This window comes from Mycobacterium novum (assembly GCF_010726505.1).
Taxonomy (GTDB): domain Bacteria; phylum Actinomycetota; class Actinomycetes; order Mycobacteriales; family Mycobacteriaceae; genus Mycobacterium; species Mycobacterium algericum.
The window spans coordinates 2,832,927-2,851,318 of the sequence record NZ_AP022562.1 but is presented as its reverse complement, the minus strand read 5'-3'; the positions used below and the strand labels follow the sequence as shown (position 1 = coordinate 2,851,318).

17 protein-coding genes are annotated in these 18,392 nt (G+C 66.6%); 4 read left to right on the top strand and 13 right to left on the bottom strand.

Annotated elements, in window-relative coordinates; translation table 11 throughout:
- Window positions 1-82 precede the first annotated feature (82 nt).
- Genes G6N19_RS13135 through G6N19_RS13120 form a run of 4 tightly spaced genes read left to right on the top strand, consistent with a single transcriptional unit; the run spans window position 83 to window position 4,576 of the window.
- A complete protein-coding gene (locus tag G6N19_RS13135) occupies window positions 83-1,381 on the top strand; it encodes a cytochrome P450 (RefSeq protein ID WP_193465067.1) in 1,299 nt (432 codons plus the stop codon).
- A gap of 33 nt (window positions 1,382-1,414) precedes the next feature.
- On the top strand, window positions 1,415-2,620 hold the full coding sequence (locus tag G6N19_RS13130) for a cytochrome P450 (protein WP_193465066.1): 1,206 nt from the start codon (window positions 1,415-1,417) through the stop codon (window positions 2,618-2,620).
- A gap of 49 nt (window positions 2,621-2,669) precedes the next feature.
- Complete coding sequence (locus G6N19_RS13125; protein ID WP_193465065.1) at window positions 2,670-3,509, top strand: mycofactocin-coupled SDR family oxidoreductase; 840 nt, start codon at window positions 2,670-2,672, stop codon at window positions 3,507-3,509.
- An 8-nt stretch (window positions 3,510-3,517) separates the two neighbouring features.
- Window positions 3,518-4,576 (top strand): ecdysteroid 22-kinase family protein, encoded by a 1,059-nt coding sequence (locus G6N19_RS13120; RefSeq protein ID WP_232062385.1) that lies wholly within the window; start codon window positions 3,518-3,520, stop codon window positions 4,574-4,576.
- Window positions 4,577-4,664: 88 nt separating this feature from the next.
- On the opposite strand, the gene G6N19_RS13115 is transcribed toward G6N19_RS13120, so the two are convergent.
- The 13 genes from G6N19_RS13115 to G6N19_RS13055 all read right to left on the bottom strand — a co-directional run bounded on the left by G6N19_RS13115 (window position 4,665) and on the right by G6N19_RS13055 (window position 18,326).
- On the bottom strand, window positions 4,665-7,046 hold the full coding sequence (locus G6N19_RS13115; protein ID WP_013830358.1) for a CaiB/BaiF CoA transferase family protein: 2,382 nt from the start codon (window positions 7,044-7,046) through the stop codon (window positions 4,665-4,667).
- 7 nt (window positions 7,047-7,053) lie between these two features.
- A complete protein-coding gene (locus G6N19_RS13110) occupies window positions 7,054-8,019 on the bottom strand; it encodes an enoyl-CoA hydratase/isomerase family protein (RefSeq protein ID WP_013830359.1) in 966 nt (321 codons plus the stop codon).
- 15 nt (window positions 8,020-8,034) lie between these two features.
- A complete protein-coding gene (locus G6N19_RS13105; RefSeq protein WP_013830360.1) occupies window positions 8,035-9,150 on the bottom strand; it encodes a M24 family metallopeptidase in 1,116 nt (371 codons plus the stop codon).
- Entirely contained in the window at window positions 9,140-10,384 is a 1,245-nt protein-coding gene (locus tag G6N19_RS13100) for a M24 family metallopeptidase (protein WP_013830361.1), read from the bottom strand. The genes G6N19_RS13105 and G6N19_RS13100 overlap by 11 nt, the downstream gene beginning before the upstream one ends.
- Window positions 10,384-11,556, bottom strand: coding sequence for an amidohydrolase family protein (locus tag G6N19_RS13095; RefSeq protein WP_013830362.1), 1,173 nt, complete (start codon window positions 11,554-11,556; stop codon window positions 10,384-10,386). The genes G6N19_RS13100 and G6N19_RS13095 overlap by 1 nt, the downstream gene beginning before the upstream one ends.
- A gap of 23 nt (window positions 11,557-11,579) precedes the next feature.
- Window positions 11,580-12,800, bottom strand: coding sequence for a cytochrome P450 (locus G6N19_RS13090; RefSeq protein ID WP_049793057.1), 1,221 nt, complete (start codon window positions 12,798-12,800; stop codon window positions 11,580-11,582).
- Window positions 12,801-12,821: 21 nt separating this feature from the next.
- Window positions 12,822-13,019: a ferredoxin gene (locus tag G6N19_RS13085; RefSeq protein ID WP_013830364.1), complete on the bottom strand. Its 198-nt coding sequence runs from the start codon at window positions 13,017-13,019 to the stop codon at window positions 12,822-12,824.
- Complete coding sequence (locus G6N19_RS13080; protein ID WP_112683941.1) at window positions 13,016-13,681, bottom strand: TetR family transcriptional regulator; 666 nt, start codon at window positions 13,679-13,681, stop codon at window positions 13,016-13,018. The genes G6N19_RS13085 and G6N19_RS13080 overlap by 4 nt, the downstream gene beginning before the upstream one ends.
- 44 nt (window positions 13,682-13,725) lie before the next feature.
- On the bottom strand, window positions 13,726-14,544 hold the full coding sequence (locus G6N19_RS13075) for an SDR family NAD(P)-dependent oxidoreductase (RefSeq protein ID WP_013830366.1): 819 nt from the start codon (window positions 14,542-14,544) through the stop codon (window positions 13,726-13,728).
- Between the two features lie 104 nt (window positions 14,545-14,648).
- On the bottom strand, window positions 14,649-15,932 hold the full coding sequence (locus G6N19_RS13070; RefSeq protein ID WP_013830367.1) for a cytochrome P450: 1,284 nt from the start codon (window positions 15,930-15,932) through the stop codon (window positions 14,649-14,651).
- Window positions 15,929-16,393 carry a hypothetical protein gene (locus G6N19_RS13065; protein WP_013830368.1) on the bottom strand — a complete coding sequence of 155 codons (465 nt, stop codon included), beginning with the start codon at window positions 16,391-16,393 and terminating at the stop codon, window positions 15,929-15,931. The genes G6N19_RS13070 and G6N19_RS13065 overlap by 4 nt, the downstream gene beginning before the upstream one ends.
- A 29-nt stretch (window positions 16,394-16,422) precedes the next feature.
- Complete coding sequence (locus G6N19_RS13060; RefSeq protein ID WP_193465064.1) at window positions 16,423-16,944, bottom strand: hypothetical protein; 522 nt, start codon at window positions 16,942-16,944, stop codon at window positions 16,423-16,425.
- A 5-nt stretch (window positions 16,945-16,949) separates the two neighbouring features.
- Window positions 16,950-18,326, bottom strand: a complete 1,377-nt coding sequence (locus G6N19_RS13055) for an aromatic ring-hydroxylating oxygenase subunit alpha (RefSeq protein ID WP_013830370.1) — start codon at window positions 18,324-18,326, stop codon at window positions 16,950-16,952.
- Window positions 18,327-18,392: the final 66 nt, after the last annotated feature.

Here is an 18,392-nt window from a genome sequence, read left to right as displayed (position 1 = left end):
CGCCGCAACCCTTGCTTCCCGGTCCCGCCCATGCTAAGCAGATGCACAGCACATGTCAGCCCATTCAGCAGAGGGGTCCACGTTGACCGACTTCGACACCATCGACTTCTTCACCGATCAGTCCCTGATACCGGACCCTCACCCGTACTTCGACTACCTGCGGGCCCAGAATCCGGTGACCCCGCTGAACGTCTACGGCGTCGTCGCCGTGACCGGTCACGAAGAAGCGAACGAGGTCTACCGCGACTCTGACACCTACTCCAACCTGGTGGCCGTGGGTGGGCCTTTCCCGCCGCTGCCGTTCGAGCCTGAGGGCGACGACATCAGCGAGCAGATCGAGGCGCACCGCCATCAGATGCCGATGGCCGATCACATGGTCACCATGGACCCACCGATGCACACCAAGGCCCGGTCGCTGCTGAATCGGCTGCTGACACCGAAGCGGCTCAAGGAGAACCAGGACTTCATGTGGCAGCTGGCCGACCGCCAGCTCGACTACTTCGCCGAAAGCGGCAAATGCGAATTCCTCTCCGAGTACGCCCGCCCGTTCGCACTGCTGGTGATCGCCGACCTGCTCGGTGTGCCCGAGGAGGACCGGCCGACGTTCCAGGAGGTGCTGGGCGCGCCGCAGCCGGGCGCCCGTATCGGCTCGCTCGATCACGAGGAGTTGGCCCACGACCCGCTGGCGTGGCTGGACGACAAGTTCAGCGGCTACCTGAATGACCGGCGGGAGAATCCACGCGGCGACGTGCTGACCGACCTGGCCACCGCCACCTACGAGGACGGGTCGATCCCCGAGATCTCCGACGTGGTCAAGAGTTCCACGTTCCTGTTCGCGGCCGGACAGGAGACCACCACCAAGCTGCTCAGCGCGGCGCTGCGGTTCCTGGCCGAGGACCCCGGCCTCGTCGCGCAACTGCGCGAGGACCGCAGCAGGATCCCGAACTTCCTCGAAGAGACCCTGCGGATGGAGAGCCCGGTCAAGACCGACCCGCGGCTGGTGCGCAAGACCACGACGTTGGGTGGCGTCGAACTGAAGGCCGGCACGGTCGTGGTGATGTTCCCCGGGGCGATCAACCGCGACCCCCGCAAGTTCGAGAACCCGCACGAGTTCCGGATCGACCGGCCCAATGTGCGCGAGCACCTGGCGTTCGCCCGCGGCAGCCACACCTGCCCGGGCTCGCCGCTCGCCCGCGCCGAGAGCCGGATCTCGCTGGAACGCATCCTGGACCGCATGACCGACATCCGGCTCGACGAGTCGCAGCACGGACCGGCCGGTGACCGCCGATTCAGTTTCGAACCGACCTTCATCCTGCGCGGCCTGACAGAACTCCACCTGGAATTCACCCCGGTGGCGGCTCCCGTCCCCGCCGGCCTCTGACCGCTGTTCTCCCACCCACTCAAAGGGGCAACCATGACGGTGACCACCACCGACGAAGCGCGCTATGACCCGTACGATGTCGAACTCAACAACGACCCGTACCCGATGTTTCGCCGGCTGCGCGAAGAGGCGCCGTTGTACTACAACGAAGAACACGACTTCTACGCGCTGAGCCGATTCGACGACGTGCACGCCGCGTTCGCCGACTACCAGACCTTCAGCTCCGCCAAGGGTGCCGTCCTGGAGATCATCAAGTCCGGCATGGAGATTCCGCCGGGCATCCTGATCTTCGAGGACCCGCCGATCCACGACATCCACCGCAACTTGATGGCGGGGATGTTCAGCCCGCGGCGGATGAACGCCCTCGAATCGCAGATCCGGGAGTTCTGCGCGCGCTGCCTGGACCCGCTGGTGGGCACCGGCCGATTAGACTTCGTCACCGATCTCGGCGCGGAGATGCCGATGCGGGTGATCGGCATGCTGCTGGGTATTCCCGAGGATCAGCAGCGCCACGTCACCGAGCACGGTGACGCCACCATCCGCACCGAGCCCGGTCAGAAGATGACCGACAACCCGGACGGTCCGATCGCCACCGGTGACGTGTTCGCCGACATCATCGCCTACCGGACCACGAACCCCTCCGATGACCTGATCACCGAGTTGATGAATGCGGAGTTCGAGGACGAACACGGCACCCGGCGCCGAATGTCCCGCGAGGAACTGCACCTGTTCCTCACCGTGCTTGCCACCGCCGGCAGTGAGACCACCACCCGGTTGATCGGCTGGGCCGGCAAAGTGCTGGCCGACCACCCCGACCAGCGCGCGCAGCTGGCGGCCAACCCGGCACTGATCCCGCGGGCGGTCGAGGAGCTGGTCCGGTTCGAGCCGCCGGCACCGCACGCGGCCCGGTACGTCACGCGCGACGTGGAGTACTACGGCCAGACGGTGCCCGAAGGCTCGGCGATGCTCCTGCTGATCGGTGCCGCCAACCGCGACCACCGCCGGTTCCCGCCGGATGGCGACGTGTTCGACATCCACCGGGAACGGCGCCCGCACCTGGGCTTCGGTCACGGCACCCACTTCTGTGTGGGCAATGCCCTGGCCCGGCTCGAGGCGCGGATCGCGCTCGAGGAGATCCTCAAGCGTTTCCCGGAGTGGGAGGTCGACCTGTCGGCGACGCAGATCTCCCCGACGTCGACGGTGCGGGGCTGGGTCTCCATGCCGGCGCTCATTCCCTGAACCCCCTAGTCACCCGAAATTTTCCGCAACAACAGAATTGAGGTTTCCAATGACCGGACGTGTTGAGGGCAAGGTCGCGTTCATCACCGGCGCGGCGCACGGCCAGGGCCGTAGCCACGCGGTGCGGTTGGCCCAGGAGGGCGCCGACATCATCGCGATCGACGTCTGTAAGCCGATCGTGGAGAACTCGCCCATTCCGCCGGCCACCCCGGAGGAGCTGGCCGAGACCGCCGACATGGTCAAGGCGCTGAACCGCCGGATCTACACCGCCGAGGTCGACGTGCGCGACTATGACGCTCTCAAGTCCGCGGTCGATGCCGGTGTCGAGGAGCTCGGCCGCCTGGACATCATCGTCGCCAACGCCGGCATCGGCAACGGTGGCGACACCCTCGACCAGTGCAGCGAACACGACTGGCAGGAGATGATCGACATCAACCTGTCGGGTGTGTGGAAGACCGTCAAAGCCGGTGTGCCGCACCTGATTGCCGGGGGCAACGGCGGTTCGATCGTGCTGACCAGCTCGGTGGGCGGGCTGAAGGCCTACCCCCACTGCGGCAACTACGTGGCCGCCAAGCACGGCGTGGTGGGCATCATGCGCTCCTTCGCCGTCGAGTTGGGGCAGCACAACATTCGCGTCAACAGCGTGCACCCCACCCATGTCAGCACGGGAATGATCATGAACGAGGGCACCTGGAAGATGTTCCGGCCGGACCTGGAGAACCCGGGCCCCGACGACATGGCGCCGATCTGCCAGCTCTTCCACACCCTGCCGATTCCGTGGGTGGACGCGGTCGACATCAGCAACGCCGTGCTCTTCCTGACATCCGACGAGGCCCGCTACATCACCGGGGTGACCCTGCCCGTCGACGCCGGAAGCTGCCTGAAGTAGCCGCGCCGGTGATTCCCGACAGCTGGGAGTCGATAACACCGGAGTGGGTGACCGCTGCCATCAGCGGTCACCACCCCGGCGCGGTGGTGCAAGAGGTCTCGGTCGTGTCGCGCGACGACGGCACCAACCGGCGGGCTCGGCTGGCGCTGCGCTACGCGGCCGGAAGCGGGCCGGCCACCGTCTTCGTCAAGGCGGTCGACCCCGAGCACGCCGATCTAGTCGAGCTGACCAGCGGTCTGTACCACGAGCCGCGACTATTCCTCGCGCAAGTTGAACTGCCACTGGATCATCCGACGGTCTACCGGGCGGTGATCGACGAGCAGCGCCGCGACTTCCTGCTGCTGATGGAGGATGTGGTGGCACGCGGCGCCGACCCGCGCGACGCGACCCGGCCGTTGAACCTCGACGAAGCGGCCCGGGGAGTACGCGGCCTGGCCCGCCTGCACGGGGCGTTCTGGGGTGAACGCATCAGCGGCAATCCCGCGCTGGAGTGGGTGGAGCCGTTCGTGCCGTTCGCCGGTCTGGAGCTCGCACCGCTGGACGTCGCCTACCAGCGACTGGGCGACTCGGTTCCCGCCGAGATCACCGCGATGAGCGGGCCGGAACTCTTCGGCGACATCTGGGCCCGCTACATCCGCAGCCTGGCCCGGGGGCCGCAGACTTTGCTGCACGGCGACCCGCACATCGGCAACACCTACGTGCTGCCCGACGGTGACGTCGGCTTCCTGGACTGGCAGATGGTCCGGCACGGCAACTTCTCGCTGGACCTGGGCTACTTCCTGCAGGGTGCGCTGACCATCGCCGACCGGCAGGCTGCCGAGCGTGACTTGGTCGAGGACTACCGTGGCTCCCTGGGCCTTCCGTCTGCCGAACTACCCTCGGCCGAGGAGATCTGGTTGCACTACCGGGCTTCCGCGGCGCACGGCCTGGCGATCTGGATCGCCACGCTGTCCGGTGGCGACAACTGGCAGCGGCCCGACATCAGCCTGGCGCTCGCGCAGCGCTACGCCGCGGCATTCACCGATCTGGACACCCGGGCGGCGCTGGACGCGCTGGACAAGCCGTAGCCGTTGATCATTGACGCTGAGCCCATGGCGAAACGGTGCGAGAAGGGTGCGCCGTGAGTGCAGCGTCACTGCGACGGCGGGTTGCCGGCTAACCGAGTGCGTTGCCGATCACACCGTCGGCTTCCAGTGCGGCGACCTCGGCCTCGGTGAAACCCAGCTCGCGCAACAGTTCGTGGTTGTGTTCACCGAGCAACGGCGCCGGGCGACGGTGGCACCGGCTGGGCCCGTGCGTCGAACGCACCGGCAGCGTGCTGTGCCGCACCGTCGGGTTCACCGGGTGGGCGACATCTTCGAAGAAGCCGCGATGCGCCAACTGTGGCGATTCGGCCTGCCGGTGCGGTTGCACAGCTTTGGCCACCGGAATCCCGGCCGGCCAGAGCAACTCGACGATCTCATCGCCGCTGCGTTCGGCGCACCAGGCGCCGAGCCGGGAGTCGATGAGATCGTGGTGTTCGCGCCGTCCTGCTGCCGTCGCCAGGCTCGGGTCGGCCGCCCAGGCCGGTCGACCCAGTGCCTCGCAGAGCGCGATCCACTCTTCGTCGGTGCTGATCGCCACTGCGACCCAGCTGTCGAGCCGGCCGAACTCGTCGATATCGGAAGTGCGGTACAGGTTTTGCGGTGCTGCGGTCGGACCCCGATTGCCGTCGCGCTGTAACAGTGCGCCGTAGGCGGAGTACTCGATCACCTGCTCGGCGGCGACGTTGAGGGCCGCATCGACCATCGCCGCTTCCACCAGGATCCCTTCGCCGGTACGACGACGATGCTCCAGCGCCAGCAGCAGCGCGTTGAGGGCGTGCACGCCCGCGTTCGGATCGCCCACCGAATACGGCTCGTAGGGGTTGCGGTCGGGGAAGCCGGTCAGCCAGCTCACGCCGGCGGCGGCCTCGATCGCGTAGGCGAACGCCGGATTGTCACGCCACGGCCCGTCGAGCCCGAAACCGGGCATCCGCAACAAGATCGCGTCGGACCGCAACCGGCGGACCGTGTCGAAATCCAAGCCGATCTGCTCGAGCACCCGCGGGGTGAAATTCTCCACGATCACATCCGCGGTCGCGACCAGCTTCCGCAGAATCTCGCGGCCGGCCTCCCGACGCAGGTCCGTCGTGAGCCCCCGCTTGTTGGTGTTCAGCGCCGAGAAGATCGGTGAACGCTCCCACCATTGCGGTTCACTGGCCGGGATTCCGGCGATGAGCCGGGTGCCATCGGGTTTGCCGGTCGATTCGATATGGATGACGTCGGCGCCGAGCATGGCCAGCAGATGGGTGCAGCTCGGGCCGGCCCAGAATGTCGTCAGGTCGAGCACCCGAAGGCCGCTGAACGGCCCGGCGTCGTGCTGCTCACCCCCACCGGCAACACGTGCTGGTGGCGGCGTCGAACGGTAGTGCTCGGTATGCTCGCCGAGACGCGGCGCCGGCTGTGGGGGGCCCCAGCTCAGTTGCGGCATCCGATAGGGGCGATCGGGCTGGATGAATCCGCCGCGCGGGTTGGTGACGAAGACCTGCCGCGCCTGGAAGTGATCCAGTTCGGTGACGTTGGCGCCGTTGCCGACCGGGGCGTTGGGGATCCGGAACGCGGTGGCCAGATCCCGGATCTCCTCGACGGTCTGCTCTTTGAACCAGGCGTAGATCTCCTCGGCCTTCTCGTTGGCCTGCTCGGTGATCGACAGCGGCGAGTCCTCGTCGATCCACTCGGGATGCCCGGTCATCGCGCACAGGTCGAACCATTGCTGGGCGGTGCCGCACCCGACATCGACCAGGCCGTCCTTGGCGGAGGCGATACCGGGCACGGTGAGCCTGCGAGTGTCGCGCCAGGGCTTGCCGAGCATCTCGAAGTAGGTCACCGGGTAGTAGGTCAGGCCCATGATCTGTGTCTCGAGCATCGACAGGTCCAACAGGTCACCACGGTCGCGGCGGGCGAACCACGATGCCAGGGTCAGCGCACTGGCGTAAGCGCCGGCGAGGTACTCGCCGATCTGTCCGCCGACGAATGCCGGTGGCCGGTCCTGCGATCCGCGCCCGATCCCGAAGATGCCACCCGACCACGCCTGCAGGGTGAATTCGGTGGCCGGCCGATCGCTCCACGGACCGTCCAGACCGAAGGGCGTGATCGCGGTGACGATCAGATGCGGATGGTCGCGAGTGATCTGGTGGGGCGCAAACGCCGGGTGCTCGGCCAGCGCCGATCCGCGCGACCAGATGACGGCGTCCGCGCCGGAGAGCAACCGGTCCACGAGCGCGGTGCCGGATTCGGGATCGGTGACGACGCTGCGTTTGCCGCCGGACAGAAAGCTGAACAATGCCCCTTCGCCGGCGGTATCGGCACCCGAGGCCGACCAGTACCGCAGTGGATCGCCCTGCGGCGGCTCGACTTTGAGGACTTCCGCGCCGCCGTCGGCCAGCATCTTGGTGCAGTAGGCCCCGGCGATCCCGGTGGAGAGATCGATGACCGTGAAGCCGTCGAGTGGTGTCACGACGACCTCAACTGTCCTTGCTGCGACTGGACTTGCTCAACCTGAAGTCGGGCGGGAACCTCGAGTCGTTGTCCTTGACCGCTCCGGACAGGCCGGACTCGATGGCCTCATCGAGCATCAGGTCTCCCGCGTCGGGGGCCACCCCGGAGCCCATCGACTCGAAGAACGCCGACAGCAGGCTGCCCATGTACTCGCCCTGGTGCTGCTTGTAGACCTCGAAGAACATCTTCTGCATGAACACCGTGTCGACGGGGCGGTTGCGAGCGCACGCCAGCGCATACTTGTCGACCTCGGCCTCGAGCTGATCGCGCGAGACCACCTTGTTGAGGAAGTTGCACTTCTCCATGTCGGCGGCGGTGAAAGGCCTTCCGGTGAAGACCATCTCGGAGAACTTGCGCAGCCCCATCATCTGCACCCACGTCCACATCCGCGGCCCCCACCCGTAGTAGCGGAACGACGGGTGGCCGAACAGGGCGTCGTCGGAGGAGATCACCAGATCGGCGTCGGCGGCCTGGTAGAAGTGCCAGCCGTAGCAGTAGCCCTTGGCCTCGACGATGCTGATCTTCTTGAGCTCCTGCAGCGGCCGGTTGCCGGCCTGCACGTTGGCGTACCAGGCGCTGATTGTCGCGCCGTTACGGAAAGTCCCCTTCGGCGGATAGTTGACGTCGGTGCCCTCCAAGCGCAGTTCCGCCAACCGCTTCTCGGGCTCATCGACACCTTCCATGAACTCCGGCAGGTCGGCACCGCTGCCCAAGTTGTCTCCGACACCACGGATCACCACCACCTTGACGTCGTTGTCGACGCTGGCGCCGCGCAGCAGGTCCGCATACCGCAGCCGCGCGGACGATGTTGGCGCATTGAGATATTCCGGCCGGTCGAAAGTGATGGTGGCGATCTTGGTGGCCGGGTCCTTGTGGTAGCGGATGATCTCCTCGGCGGACGGCCGGCCCGAGTCCGTGCGCGTGTCTGACATTGGTGTTGTGCTCCTTCAGCTGAACGGACTGGTGGTCAAAACTTTGTGGCCATCTTCGGTGATCAGAACCGCCTCGCGCCCGAACACCGCGCCGACACCGGGCTCGAACACATACCCGGTGACGGCCAGCACCATTCCCGGTTCGAGCCGTTCGGCGCCGGCGGTCTGCGGCAGCCGCGCCGAGACCACCGGCGGGTCGAAACCCATGCCGAGCCCGTGAGCCACCGGCACCGGCGGCAGCGCCTCGCCCGCCGCGGCGTAGGCGTTCAGCAGCTCGCTGCCGGCCGCGCCCGGGCGGCAGGCGCCGGATAGCCGCTGCCACAACGCGTCCCATCGCCGATACAGCGCTGCGGCGTGGCCGTCCGGCGGGCCGCCGGCGACATGGGTGCGTCCCACCTCACCGAGGTAGCCGCCGGCAACCACGGCGGCCGAGATTCCCACCAGGTCCCCGGGCCCGACCCGCCCATCGCCCACTGCCCGTCGCCACGGCTGGTCGCGTGAGGTCACCCAGGCGACGTCCTGGTTCGCCGGAGTGCCCCCAGCCCCGGCCATCGCCTGCATCATCGCCCCGGCCAGGGCCGCCTCACCAACCCCGGGCTGCAGTGCGTCCACCGTTGCGGCCAGCGCCGACTCCGCGACGGCGATGGCGCTGCGCAGCGCGGTCAGCTCGTCGGGCGTCTTGATCGCCCGGGCCGCCCGCATAGCCGGTTCACCGTCGACGAGTTCAGCTTTGGGGAAGGCCAGCGGCAGCAGCTGGGCGAACAGCGGTGAGATCGCGTCGGTTCCGACCCGACGCGCGGTGAGAGCGCCCTCGATATGCGCCAGCGCGGCAATGATATTCGTTGGATTGCACGAGATCTCGTAGAGATTGTCGTGCGGGATGTCGTCGGGGACACCGTCGTCCCAGCTGCTCAGCAGGTGGATGGCGCCCGTTGCGCGCACCAGCACGCAGTTGGGCGAGAACGGCCGGGTGCCGGCCATCCAGCGCTGCGGCGCGCCGGTGACATAGCGGACATTGGCCTGGCGGCCCAGTACCAGCACGTCGAGGTCATGGGCGGCCATCTGGGCCAGCGCACGCTCCCGCCGCCCGCAGCGCAGCCCGGCGACGTCGGGCAGAACGTCAGTGCTCATAGGGCGCAAACGGGTAGTCGGTCAGCGAGATGAAGCCGTCCTCGGTGATCACCACGACCTCTTCGCCGCGGTAACCACCGGTGCCGTCCTCCCACACGATCGGCTCCAGCACCAGCACCATGCCCGGCTCGAAGACGAAATTGCGGTCGAACTCTGCACCCAGGTCGGTGCCGATCTTGGGCATCTCGGTATCGGTCACGCCGATGCCGTGGCCGAGGCAACCGTGCGGCAGCCACGGCCGCACGCCGGCGTTGGCGGCGGTGGCCGCCCGGGCCAGCTCGGCGGCATTGCAGCCCGCGCGGATCACTTCCTGCATGGCCGAGATGATCTCCCGCCACCTCCGGAACTGGGCACGCTGGCGTGACGTCGGTTCGGATCCGGCGATCCAGGTGCGTCCGAGTTCTGAGCAGTACCCGCCACAGCTGATCGAGACCTGGCTCCACAGCACGTCGCCGGCGGTCAGCTCACGCCCGGTGGCCAGCAGTGGCAGCGCCAGCTCACCGTGGGTGGTCCACACCCCGGCGGACCTGCTGGCCGGCATCACTTGCCAGATCGGTTCGAACATGCTGGCGTCCGCGCCCAATTCGAACGCCCGCCGCAGGAAGTGCGCGGACAGGTCGAGTTGGCGGGCGCCGGGCGCCAGCATCGCCTGCGCGGCGGCCATCGCCTGCTCGGTGATCCGGCAGGCGGAGCGGATGTAGGACAGCTCATCGGCGGTCTTGATCAACTTGGCGTCGGAGACCACCTGTATCGCATCGATCGGCCGTCGGCCGGGAAAGAGGTGCTGCTGAGCGCGACGCATGGCACCGGTGCACTCGTCGACGCCGATTGCGGAGCCAGCCGGAATGAGTTCGGCGATCTCCTTGGCGAACTGCGCTACCCCTTCATCGAATTCGAGGTACACCGGCCCGTGCAGGTGATCGGCCGGCAGCTCCGGGTTCTCCGAACCGCCTCGGTGGAACGGCAGGAACAGATGCGGGTGGGGGTCATCGGCGAGGACCACCGCTACCGGTCGGTCCACGTGGGACAGTCCGGCGTCGCCGAGCCGCCGGCTGGTTCCGGTCGCGTAGGTGACGGCGTCGTTGCCCAGCAGCACCAGGGCGTCGATTCCGCGTTCGGTCATCGCCGCGCGCAACCGGGCGCCGGTCTCTCGACGTAATCGGGCGCGGTCCGGGACATCTGCGATCTCAACGCTGCCGGCCGCGGCCGGCAGCGTTGCCGCAGCCGGCCCCATCAGACCCCCAGAAACTTCTTGATGTTGGTGCTCACCACTTTTGCAGCATCCTCGGGTCCCAACGCGTTGACCACGCTGGTCAGTGACTTCTCCGAGTAGCCGAAGGTGCTCTCGTTGTGCGGGTAGTCCGACGACCACATCACCTTGTCCACCCCGATCTCGTCGATGAGCCGCAGGCCCAGCGGATCGACCATGAACGACGCGCTCATGTTGGTGTTCCAGTAGTGCCGGATCGGATGCTCCAACTGGTGGTTGAACATGTGCTGATAAGAGGCGAGCAGATGTTCGGCGTCCTGCAACGCCGAGGGCACCCAGGCGATGCCCCCTTCGAACCAGCCGACCCGCAGGCCGGGGTTCTGGTCGAGGATCCCGCCGAAGATGTACTTGGAGAACATCTCCCGGAACGAGTCGACATTGATCATCATGCCGACGACGACACTGTTGACCTCACACGGGGTTTTCGGCGGGGTCTCGCCGATGTGGTGGGTCACCGGCAACCCGGCCGCCTCGATCTCATCCCACACCGGGCGCATCGTCGCGCTGGAGTAGTCGATGACATTGCCGTCGTCGTCCTTGCCTGGGTTCAGCGGCAACAGAAACGTCTTGAGGCCCAGCGATTTCAGCTCTTCCAGGTTGCGCCGGGTGCCGACCGGATCCCACCAGTTGATCAGGCCGACCCCGTAGAAGCGGCCGCCGGAGCGCTCCTGCAGCTCGGCCATGTGCTCGTTGTAGATGCGGAAGACACGCTCCCGCAGTTCCTTGTCGGGGAAGTGAAACAGCGCCAGCACCGCATTGGGGAACGCCAGCTCCTTGTCGACACCGTCGCTGGCCAGCTCCTGGATCCGGGCCTCGATATTGCTGCTGGCGGCGCCGGCCAGGTCGTCGTACTGCATCAGCACCGCCGAGAAGTCGCCCGGCAGGAAAGTCTGACCCTTGCGCCCGACCATGTAGGCGCCGTCCTCATACCAGATCCGGGGTGCCTTGTCGCGCAGGTCCTCGGGAAAGCGCTGATAGAAGATGTCGTCGGCTATCGAGATGTGGTTGTCGGCGGAGAACACCTCGGTCCCGGCCGGCAGGCCGACATCGCGTCCGGCCTGCCCGCGGCGGTCCTTGGGCGCCCCGTAGCCACCGGGGGGATAGAACGTGGCGTCTCGAGTAGTTGTGCTGGACATGTCAATCCACTCCAATCGGGCGGTTACCAGGTGACGGGGAGTTCGTAGACGCCGTAGGCGAGGCGGTCATTCTTGAACGGGATCTCATCGACGCTCACCGCGAGCCGCAGCGTCGGTATGCGGCGGAACAGCGTGCGGAAGGCGATCACCATCTCGGCGCGCGCCAGCTGCTGGCCCACGCACTGGTGCGGGCCGAACCCGAAGGCCATGTGCTGGCGGGCCGGCCGGGCCAAGTCGAGCAGCTCGGGCTCGGGGAAGACGGCGGGGTCCCAGTTGGCCGGCGCCAGGTCGATGATGATGCCCTCTCCGGCGCGGATGGTCTCACCGCCGATCTCGATGTCCTCCAAGGCGACCCGGCGCTGGCCGGTGTGGATGATCGACAGGTAGCGCAGCAGTTCCTCGACCGCATTGGCGATCGCGGCGTCGTCGTCACCGCGGAACACCGCGGTGCGCTCGTCGATCTTGTCGGCCTCATGCAGCAGGGCCACGATGCCCAGGCCGATCATGTTGGCCGTGGTCTCATGGCCGGCGATCAGCATTCCGGTACCGAGCTGGGTGGCCTCGCGTATCGATAGCTCCCCGTCTTTCACGCGCTTGCCCAGGGCGGAGACCATGTCGTCGGCCGGCTCGGCCATCCTGGTCTCCAGCAGCCGGACCAGGTACTTCGACAGTTCGGTGGCACCCTCAGCGAGGTCGTCGGAGGTGGCGTTGCGGTCCACCCCCATGGTGGCGTGCTGCTGGAAGAATTCGTGGTCCTGGTAGGGAACACCGAGCAGTTCGCTGATCACCAGGGAGGGAATCGGCAGCGCGAATCCCTCGATCAGGTCGGCCGGTTGCGGGCCGGCCAGGATGGCGTCCAGGTGTTCGTCGGTGATCCGTTGCGCCACCGGGGTCAGCGCGTCGACGCGTTTCATGGTCAGGGCCGGGGACAGGATCCGCCGGTAGCGGATGTGTTCGGCGCCATCGGTGGTGAACACCGACTTGGGCCGGTGGTCGACGCTGGCGCGCATCATCTCGTTCCAGTGCGGAAAGCCCGGCTGGTGGTCGTCGACGCTGACCCGGGGATCGGAGAACAGCGTGCGCACCGCCTCGTAGCCGGTGATCAGCCACGGCGTGCTGCCGTCCCAGATCCGCACCCGGCTCAGCGGGGCCTGCGCAGCCAGCGCCATAGTCTCCGGCGGCGGGGCGAACGGGCACCGGCCGTCCCGACTCATCGGGTACTCCGGCGTTTCGGTGGCCGCCATGGTGGTTGCGTCGGTCACGCTCTACTCCTCAACGATCTTGATTGCTCGGGACGGACACACTGCGACCGCCTGACGAACGGCGTCGGCCAATTCGTCGGGCGGGTTCTCATCGAGCAGGACGACGACGCCGTCCTCATCACGCTGGTCGAACACCCGGGGTGCCAGTGCGGCGCACTGCCCCGAGGACGCGCAGATGTTCTGGTCGGCGGTGACTTTCATGGCGAACCTCCCTGCACTCCGGTGACCGGCGCCAGCCACAACCCCACGATCGCGTCGATGAGGCCGGACCCGGCCTCCGCCCAGCTGATGGACGCCGACGAACCCGACGCCAGCGCACGTTCATGGTCGGCGCAGGTGTGCATCAACAGGTTTCGGGCCATCACGTTGCGGCCCTGGCGGACCGGCACCGGAAGGTCCGGCAGGCAACGGTTGATGCCGTCGATGACCTGCACCAGCGACGGCGAACTGAGCGCGTCCTTCACGACGATGTCGTGGTAGGCCGGATCGGCCATCACCTGTGCGGCGAACCGCGCGTACCAGGTCGGGTTACCCAGCGCGGCAAGGTGGTCGGTTAGCGGCCGAACCAGGCAGGACACCCAGTCGCGCAGTTCGGTGGAATCGGCGGCAGCGGCGACCAGCTGTTCGCGCAACCGCTCGACGGGGGCCCGGTGCCGGCGTTCGATCTCGCGCACCAGGTCGGTCTTGGTGCCGAAGTGGTAGCCGACGGCGGCGTTGTTGCCCTGTCCGGCGGCCTCGCTGACCTGCCGGTTGGAGACGGCGAACACCCCGTGGTCGGCGAACAGCCGTTCCGCGGCGGTCAGGATCGCCTCCCGCGTGCTGTTGGCCCGCTCAGCCCGCACGGCCCGATCAGCGGTGGTCACGGCGCCAGTCAACCCCGTCCAGACAATTAAGTCAAGCGATTGATTTAACGTTTTTGGTCGCTGCGCCGCCGGATGGCCTTTCCGGCCACCGTGCCGCCGTCGACCGGCAGCACGATGCCGGTCACGTAGCGGGATCGTTCACCGGCGAGGTACAGCGCGGCTTCGGCCACGTCGGCCGCGGTACCCTCCCGCTTCAGTGGGCGATCAGCGCGCATCGTCTCGCGGATGCCCGCCTCGTACCGTTCGATGGCTTCCCGGTCCAGCCCCGCGGCGGCCGACGACGCCACGAACGGCGTCGGAATGTTGCCGGGCGCGATGGCATTGACCCGGATGTCGTAATACGCCAATTCGATCGCGGCGGACTTGGTGAACTGTATGACGGCGGCCTTCGACGCGCGGTAGGTCATCACCCCGCCGCCGGCTTGGATGCCGCCGATCGAGGTCAGGTTGATGATCGATCCCCCGCCGGCCTTGGACATCCGCCGGGCGGCATCGCGGGTTCCGGCCATCACGCCGAGCACATTGATCGCCATGATGCGGTGGAAGTCAGCCAGGTCGTCGTCGAGGAATCGGTTGTGCATGGTGCCCGAGACGCCGGCGTTGTTGACCATGATGTCGAGTCCGCCGAACGTCTCGACGGCGGCGTCCACCAGGTCGCTGACCTGTTGCGGGTCGGCGACGTCGGCGACCCGGAAGACGGTGTCAGCGCCGAGTTCACCGGCGAGCGCCGCGCCGCGCTCGGGATCCAGGTCGGCGAGGACCACCCGGGCTCCTTCGGCGAGGAAGCGCTCGGCGATTCCGCGACCCAGCCCCGACGCTCCCCCGGTGACGATCGCCGTCTTGCCCGCCAGCTCGTTGACCATCCACAACCCTTCACCAGACCGGAACACCGCAGCGGTTCGACTCAACCCGTTTCACCCCGCTCAGTCAAGCGACTGAATTAAATGGCGAGCCTCGGGCCCGGCGGTCAGGGCGTGAACCGGATGTGCAGTCTGGTCAGCCCGCGCAGGATGAAGGTCGGCAGGTACCGGTACCTGCGCTGCCCGGGCGGACCATGTACCTCCTCGTCTATCCAGATTTCGCAGGTGCGGTCAAGCAAGCGCTGGAGGCTGACCAGCGCCTCGGTGCGCGCCAGCGGGGCACCGGGGCAGCTGTGCGGACCGCGACCGAAGGCCACGTGATTGCGCGCGTTGTCGCGCTCGGCGTCGAAGGCCTCCGGGTCGTCGAACTTGCGAGGATCCCGGTTCATCGCCGCGTTGACCAGCATCACGATGGTGCCGGCCGGGAGGTCGACGCCGCCCACGGTGACCGGCACCCGGGCCATCCGGAAGTCGCCGCGCACCGGGCTCTCATAGCGCAGGCATTCCTCGATGAACCGCGGCAGCAGATCGCGGTTGTCGCGCAGTCGCCGTTGCAGCGCTTGGTCTTCGGCGATGATCATGACCGCCGTCGACAACAGCCGCACGGTGGTCTCCTGGCCGGCGGCGAACAGGTTGGCCGCCACCCGGACGGCGTCGATCACCTCCGGCGTGCTGCCGTCGGGAAAGGTCGCCGAGGCCACACCGGTCAGCACATCACCGCGCGGTTCGGCGCGTCGGTCGCAGATGTACTCGGTGAACTTGCCGTAGAGGTACTCCAGTGGCGTGTGGGTCATCGCATCACCGGAACTGCTCCCGATGGTCCCGGTGGCACCCTTGAGCAGTGCCGCGCGAAACTCGTCGTGATCGGATTCGGGGACACCGAGCAGATCCGCAATCACCAGCATCGCGAACGGGTTGGCGAAATCACCGATGAATTCACATGATCCGCCCGCCAGCACCTCGTCGTACTGCTGGTCGGCCAGCCGCCAGATGAACTCCTGATTCTCCTTCAGTCGCTTGGGCGTGATCATCCGGGCGAGCAGCTCCCGGTGCGCGGTGTGCTTCGGGGGGTCGAAGGTGGGTAGTTGGTCACTGAACGGCAATTCGTCGCGATACTTCTCGATCAGCGGCGAGACGTCCGCCCCCTCCAGTGGGACCGGGAAACCCGGGAACGGCCCGGTCACCGACACACACGCCGAGAACCGTTCGGTGTCGTTGTAGATGACCACGCCTTCGTCGTAGCCGGTCACCATCACCACGCCGTGGTGCGGTTCCCGGCGCAGCGGGCATTCGTCTCGCAGCTGTGCGAGATAGGCGTACGGATCATGCAGCACCGCGTTATCGGTGAAGAAGTCGACCGCGTCGATGTCGGTTCGGCCGGTGATGGTCACTCGGATATCTCCACTGCCTGGTAGCTGTCCAGCATCTCCATGTTCGGTAGTGCCATCTGCAGATACAAGTCGATGCGGGAGATCTTTCCGTCATCGGCGAACTCGTAGACCGACAGCGAGTTCACCACCGACGTGAACTCACCGATCTCGCTGCGCTCCTCGAGTTCGAGGAACACCACACCGTCGACCTCGCTCACCCGTTTGAACGAGGCCTCCCAGCTCGACGACGGCGCCCAGTTCGACAAGAACCCGAGGTACTCCGTCCAGTTCATGACCTCTTTGAAATTGCCGACCCGCTCGAAGGCTGCGGTGTCGACCAGCGCCGCCAGCGGGGACCAGTCATCGGCGGTGAAGCCCGGCGCCTTGGCGGCGTCGGCCAGTCGTTTGACCGTCTGGGTGTACAACAGCACGGTGTGCGCCCGCCCGCTATGGCCGTCGATGACCTCGTCAACGTCCTTCATCGCAACTCTTTTCTCGCAACGGTATTCGGTCAGATGGAGACGCCCGCCTTCTCCAGGCAGCGGTGCAGCGCGTCCACATACTCGGTGGTGCCGTGGAACGGACCGCTGACTCCGATCGCGACCTCCAGGAACGGGCTGTACTCGTCGTTGACGTGGGTCTCCCAGCGCGACACCTCGCCGTTGTCGTTGGTCTCGACGAAGCTGTAGGAGTAGAAGCCCATGGTCTTGCCGTCTTTGGTGGTGCCCTGCCACCGGGTCTTCATCACGAACCCGTTGTCGGCGGGCCAGTAGTTGAAGCTGGCCGGTTTCCAGTCGGGAAAGGTCAGCGAGTAGGCCTTGGCCTCCATCGTGGCGGCCTGCGCGGTGTCGGCGGGAAACTCCTTGAGTAAGAAGACCTGATCGCCGGTGAAGTACGGTGAGACGTACACGCCGTCGTCGGCGAAGGTCCACGCCTCGTAGCTCTCACCGTCCTGAACCCCTTGGCGCAGATAGGCGTTGCGGTACGCCTCGGCCATCCGGCGGTGGTGCTCGATACGTTCCCGGATATCCATGCTGTTCACCCTTCGCTTCGGTGGTTTGAGTTCCCGCACATGGCCGCGATGCAGTTGTCGACGACCGAGTGGAAGTGCGCTATCACCACTTCCTCCTTGACCAGTGCCATGTAGGTGAGCATGCTGTTGCGCAACCCGGCCTGCTGGCGCGGCATCTGGTCGTAGTCCTGTTGCAGGGCCTCGAAGTACTTGTAGCTTCCCGGCTCGTCGACCACGACGGGTTCTGCGACGAACGACGCTTTGTACTCCTCGGGCAGGTACATGTAGCTGGCCACGTGCCAGACGCAGCGATGCGGATCGCCGTCCGGGTCCGGCAACGCCATGATGATGTGGCATTCACCGGCACGAATCGTCATGAAGAAGTTGGGGAACAGCACCCAGCCGTGACTGTCGCTCATCTGGGCGTCGGTCAGTCCGCTGACGTCGAGCCCCATACCGGTCAGGGTGTCGCGCGTCGCCTGCTGCAGCAGGGTCCGGGCGGTGACCCCCTCGGGGAAGGTCAGTGCACCGTCCGGCGATTCGTACTGTGCCACCAGCTCTTTGAACCGCGGCAGCACGGCGGCCGTCGACGGGAAGGTGTCGGGCAGCGCCATGGTTCCTTCGACCTGATCCGCCGGGGTAGCACCCACGACGTCGAATGGGGCGACGGCAACGCTGTGCCGGTCGAAGAACCGGTACCGGGTGGTTGCCGGGTCGATGTTGATGACCCGCAGCAGTTGCGGGTGGATGCCGTTGATGTGGTAGCCCTCCTGAAAGGCGTCCATGACGACCTTCCAGTTGCAGTCGATGCGCTCGGTCACGTCCATCACGGTGACCATCTCGTCGAGGTGGTATGGGGCGAGCATGGTGGCGATCTCGTCACCGATGAACTCCGACAGCGGCGCGGCCTGCGGGTCCGGGTTGAGGAAGATGAAGCCGGCGAAGGTGTCCACCGGGACTTCGATCAGGCCGTGGGTGTCCTTGTCGATCGGTCCGGCCAGATCTTCACGCAGCATGCCGGTGAGCTTGCCCTGCAGGTCGTAGGACCACAGGTGGTAGTTGCACAAGAAGTTGCGCTTGGTGTTGCCGCGCGCCTCCGGGCAGAGCAGGTTGCCGCGATGACGGCAGGCATTGACGAAGCCGCGGATTTTGTCGTCCTTGCCGCGCACCACGATGAACGACTGGTCGGAGATCCGGTACTGCTTCCAATCGCCGGTCTTGGCGAGTTCCTCGACCCGCCCGGCCACCTGCCAGGTCTTCAGCCAGATCGATTCACGTTCCACCGCAGCGAATTCCGCGCTGGTGTAGCGCTCGGTCGGGATCTGCATCCGGTACCGGTCAGGACCGATGTCATCGAGCGATGTGGCGTTGTCGACCCAGCTGCCCGGGAGCGTTGTCTGCACAGTGGCCTCCTATCGCGTGACTGGCATCACGCCTATACATGGTTGTATATTTAATACAAGAGTGTT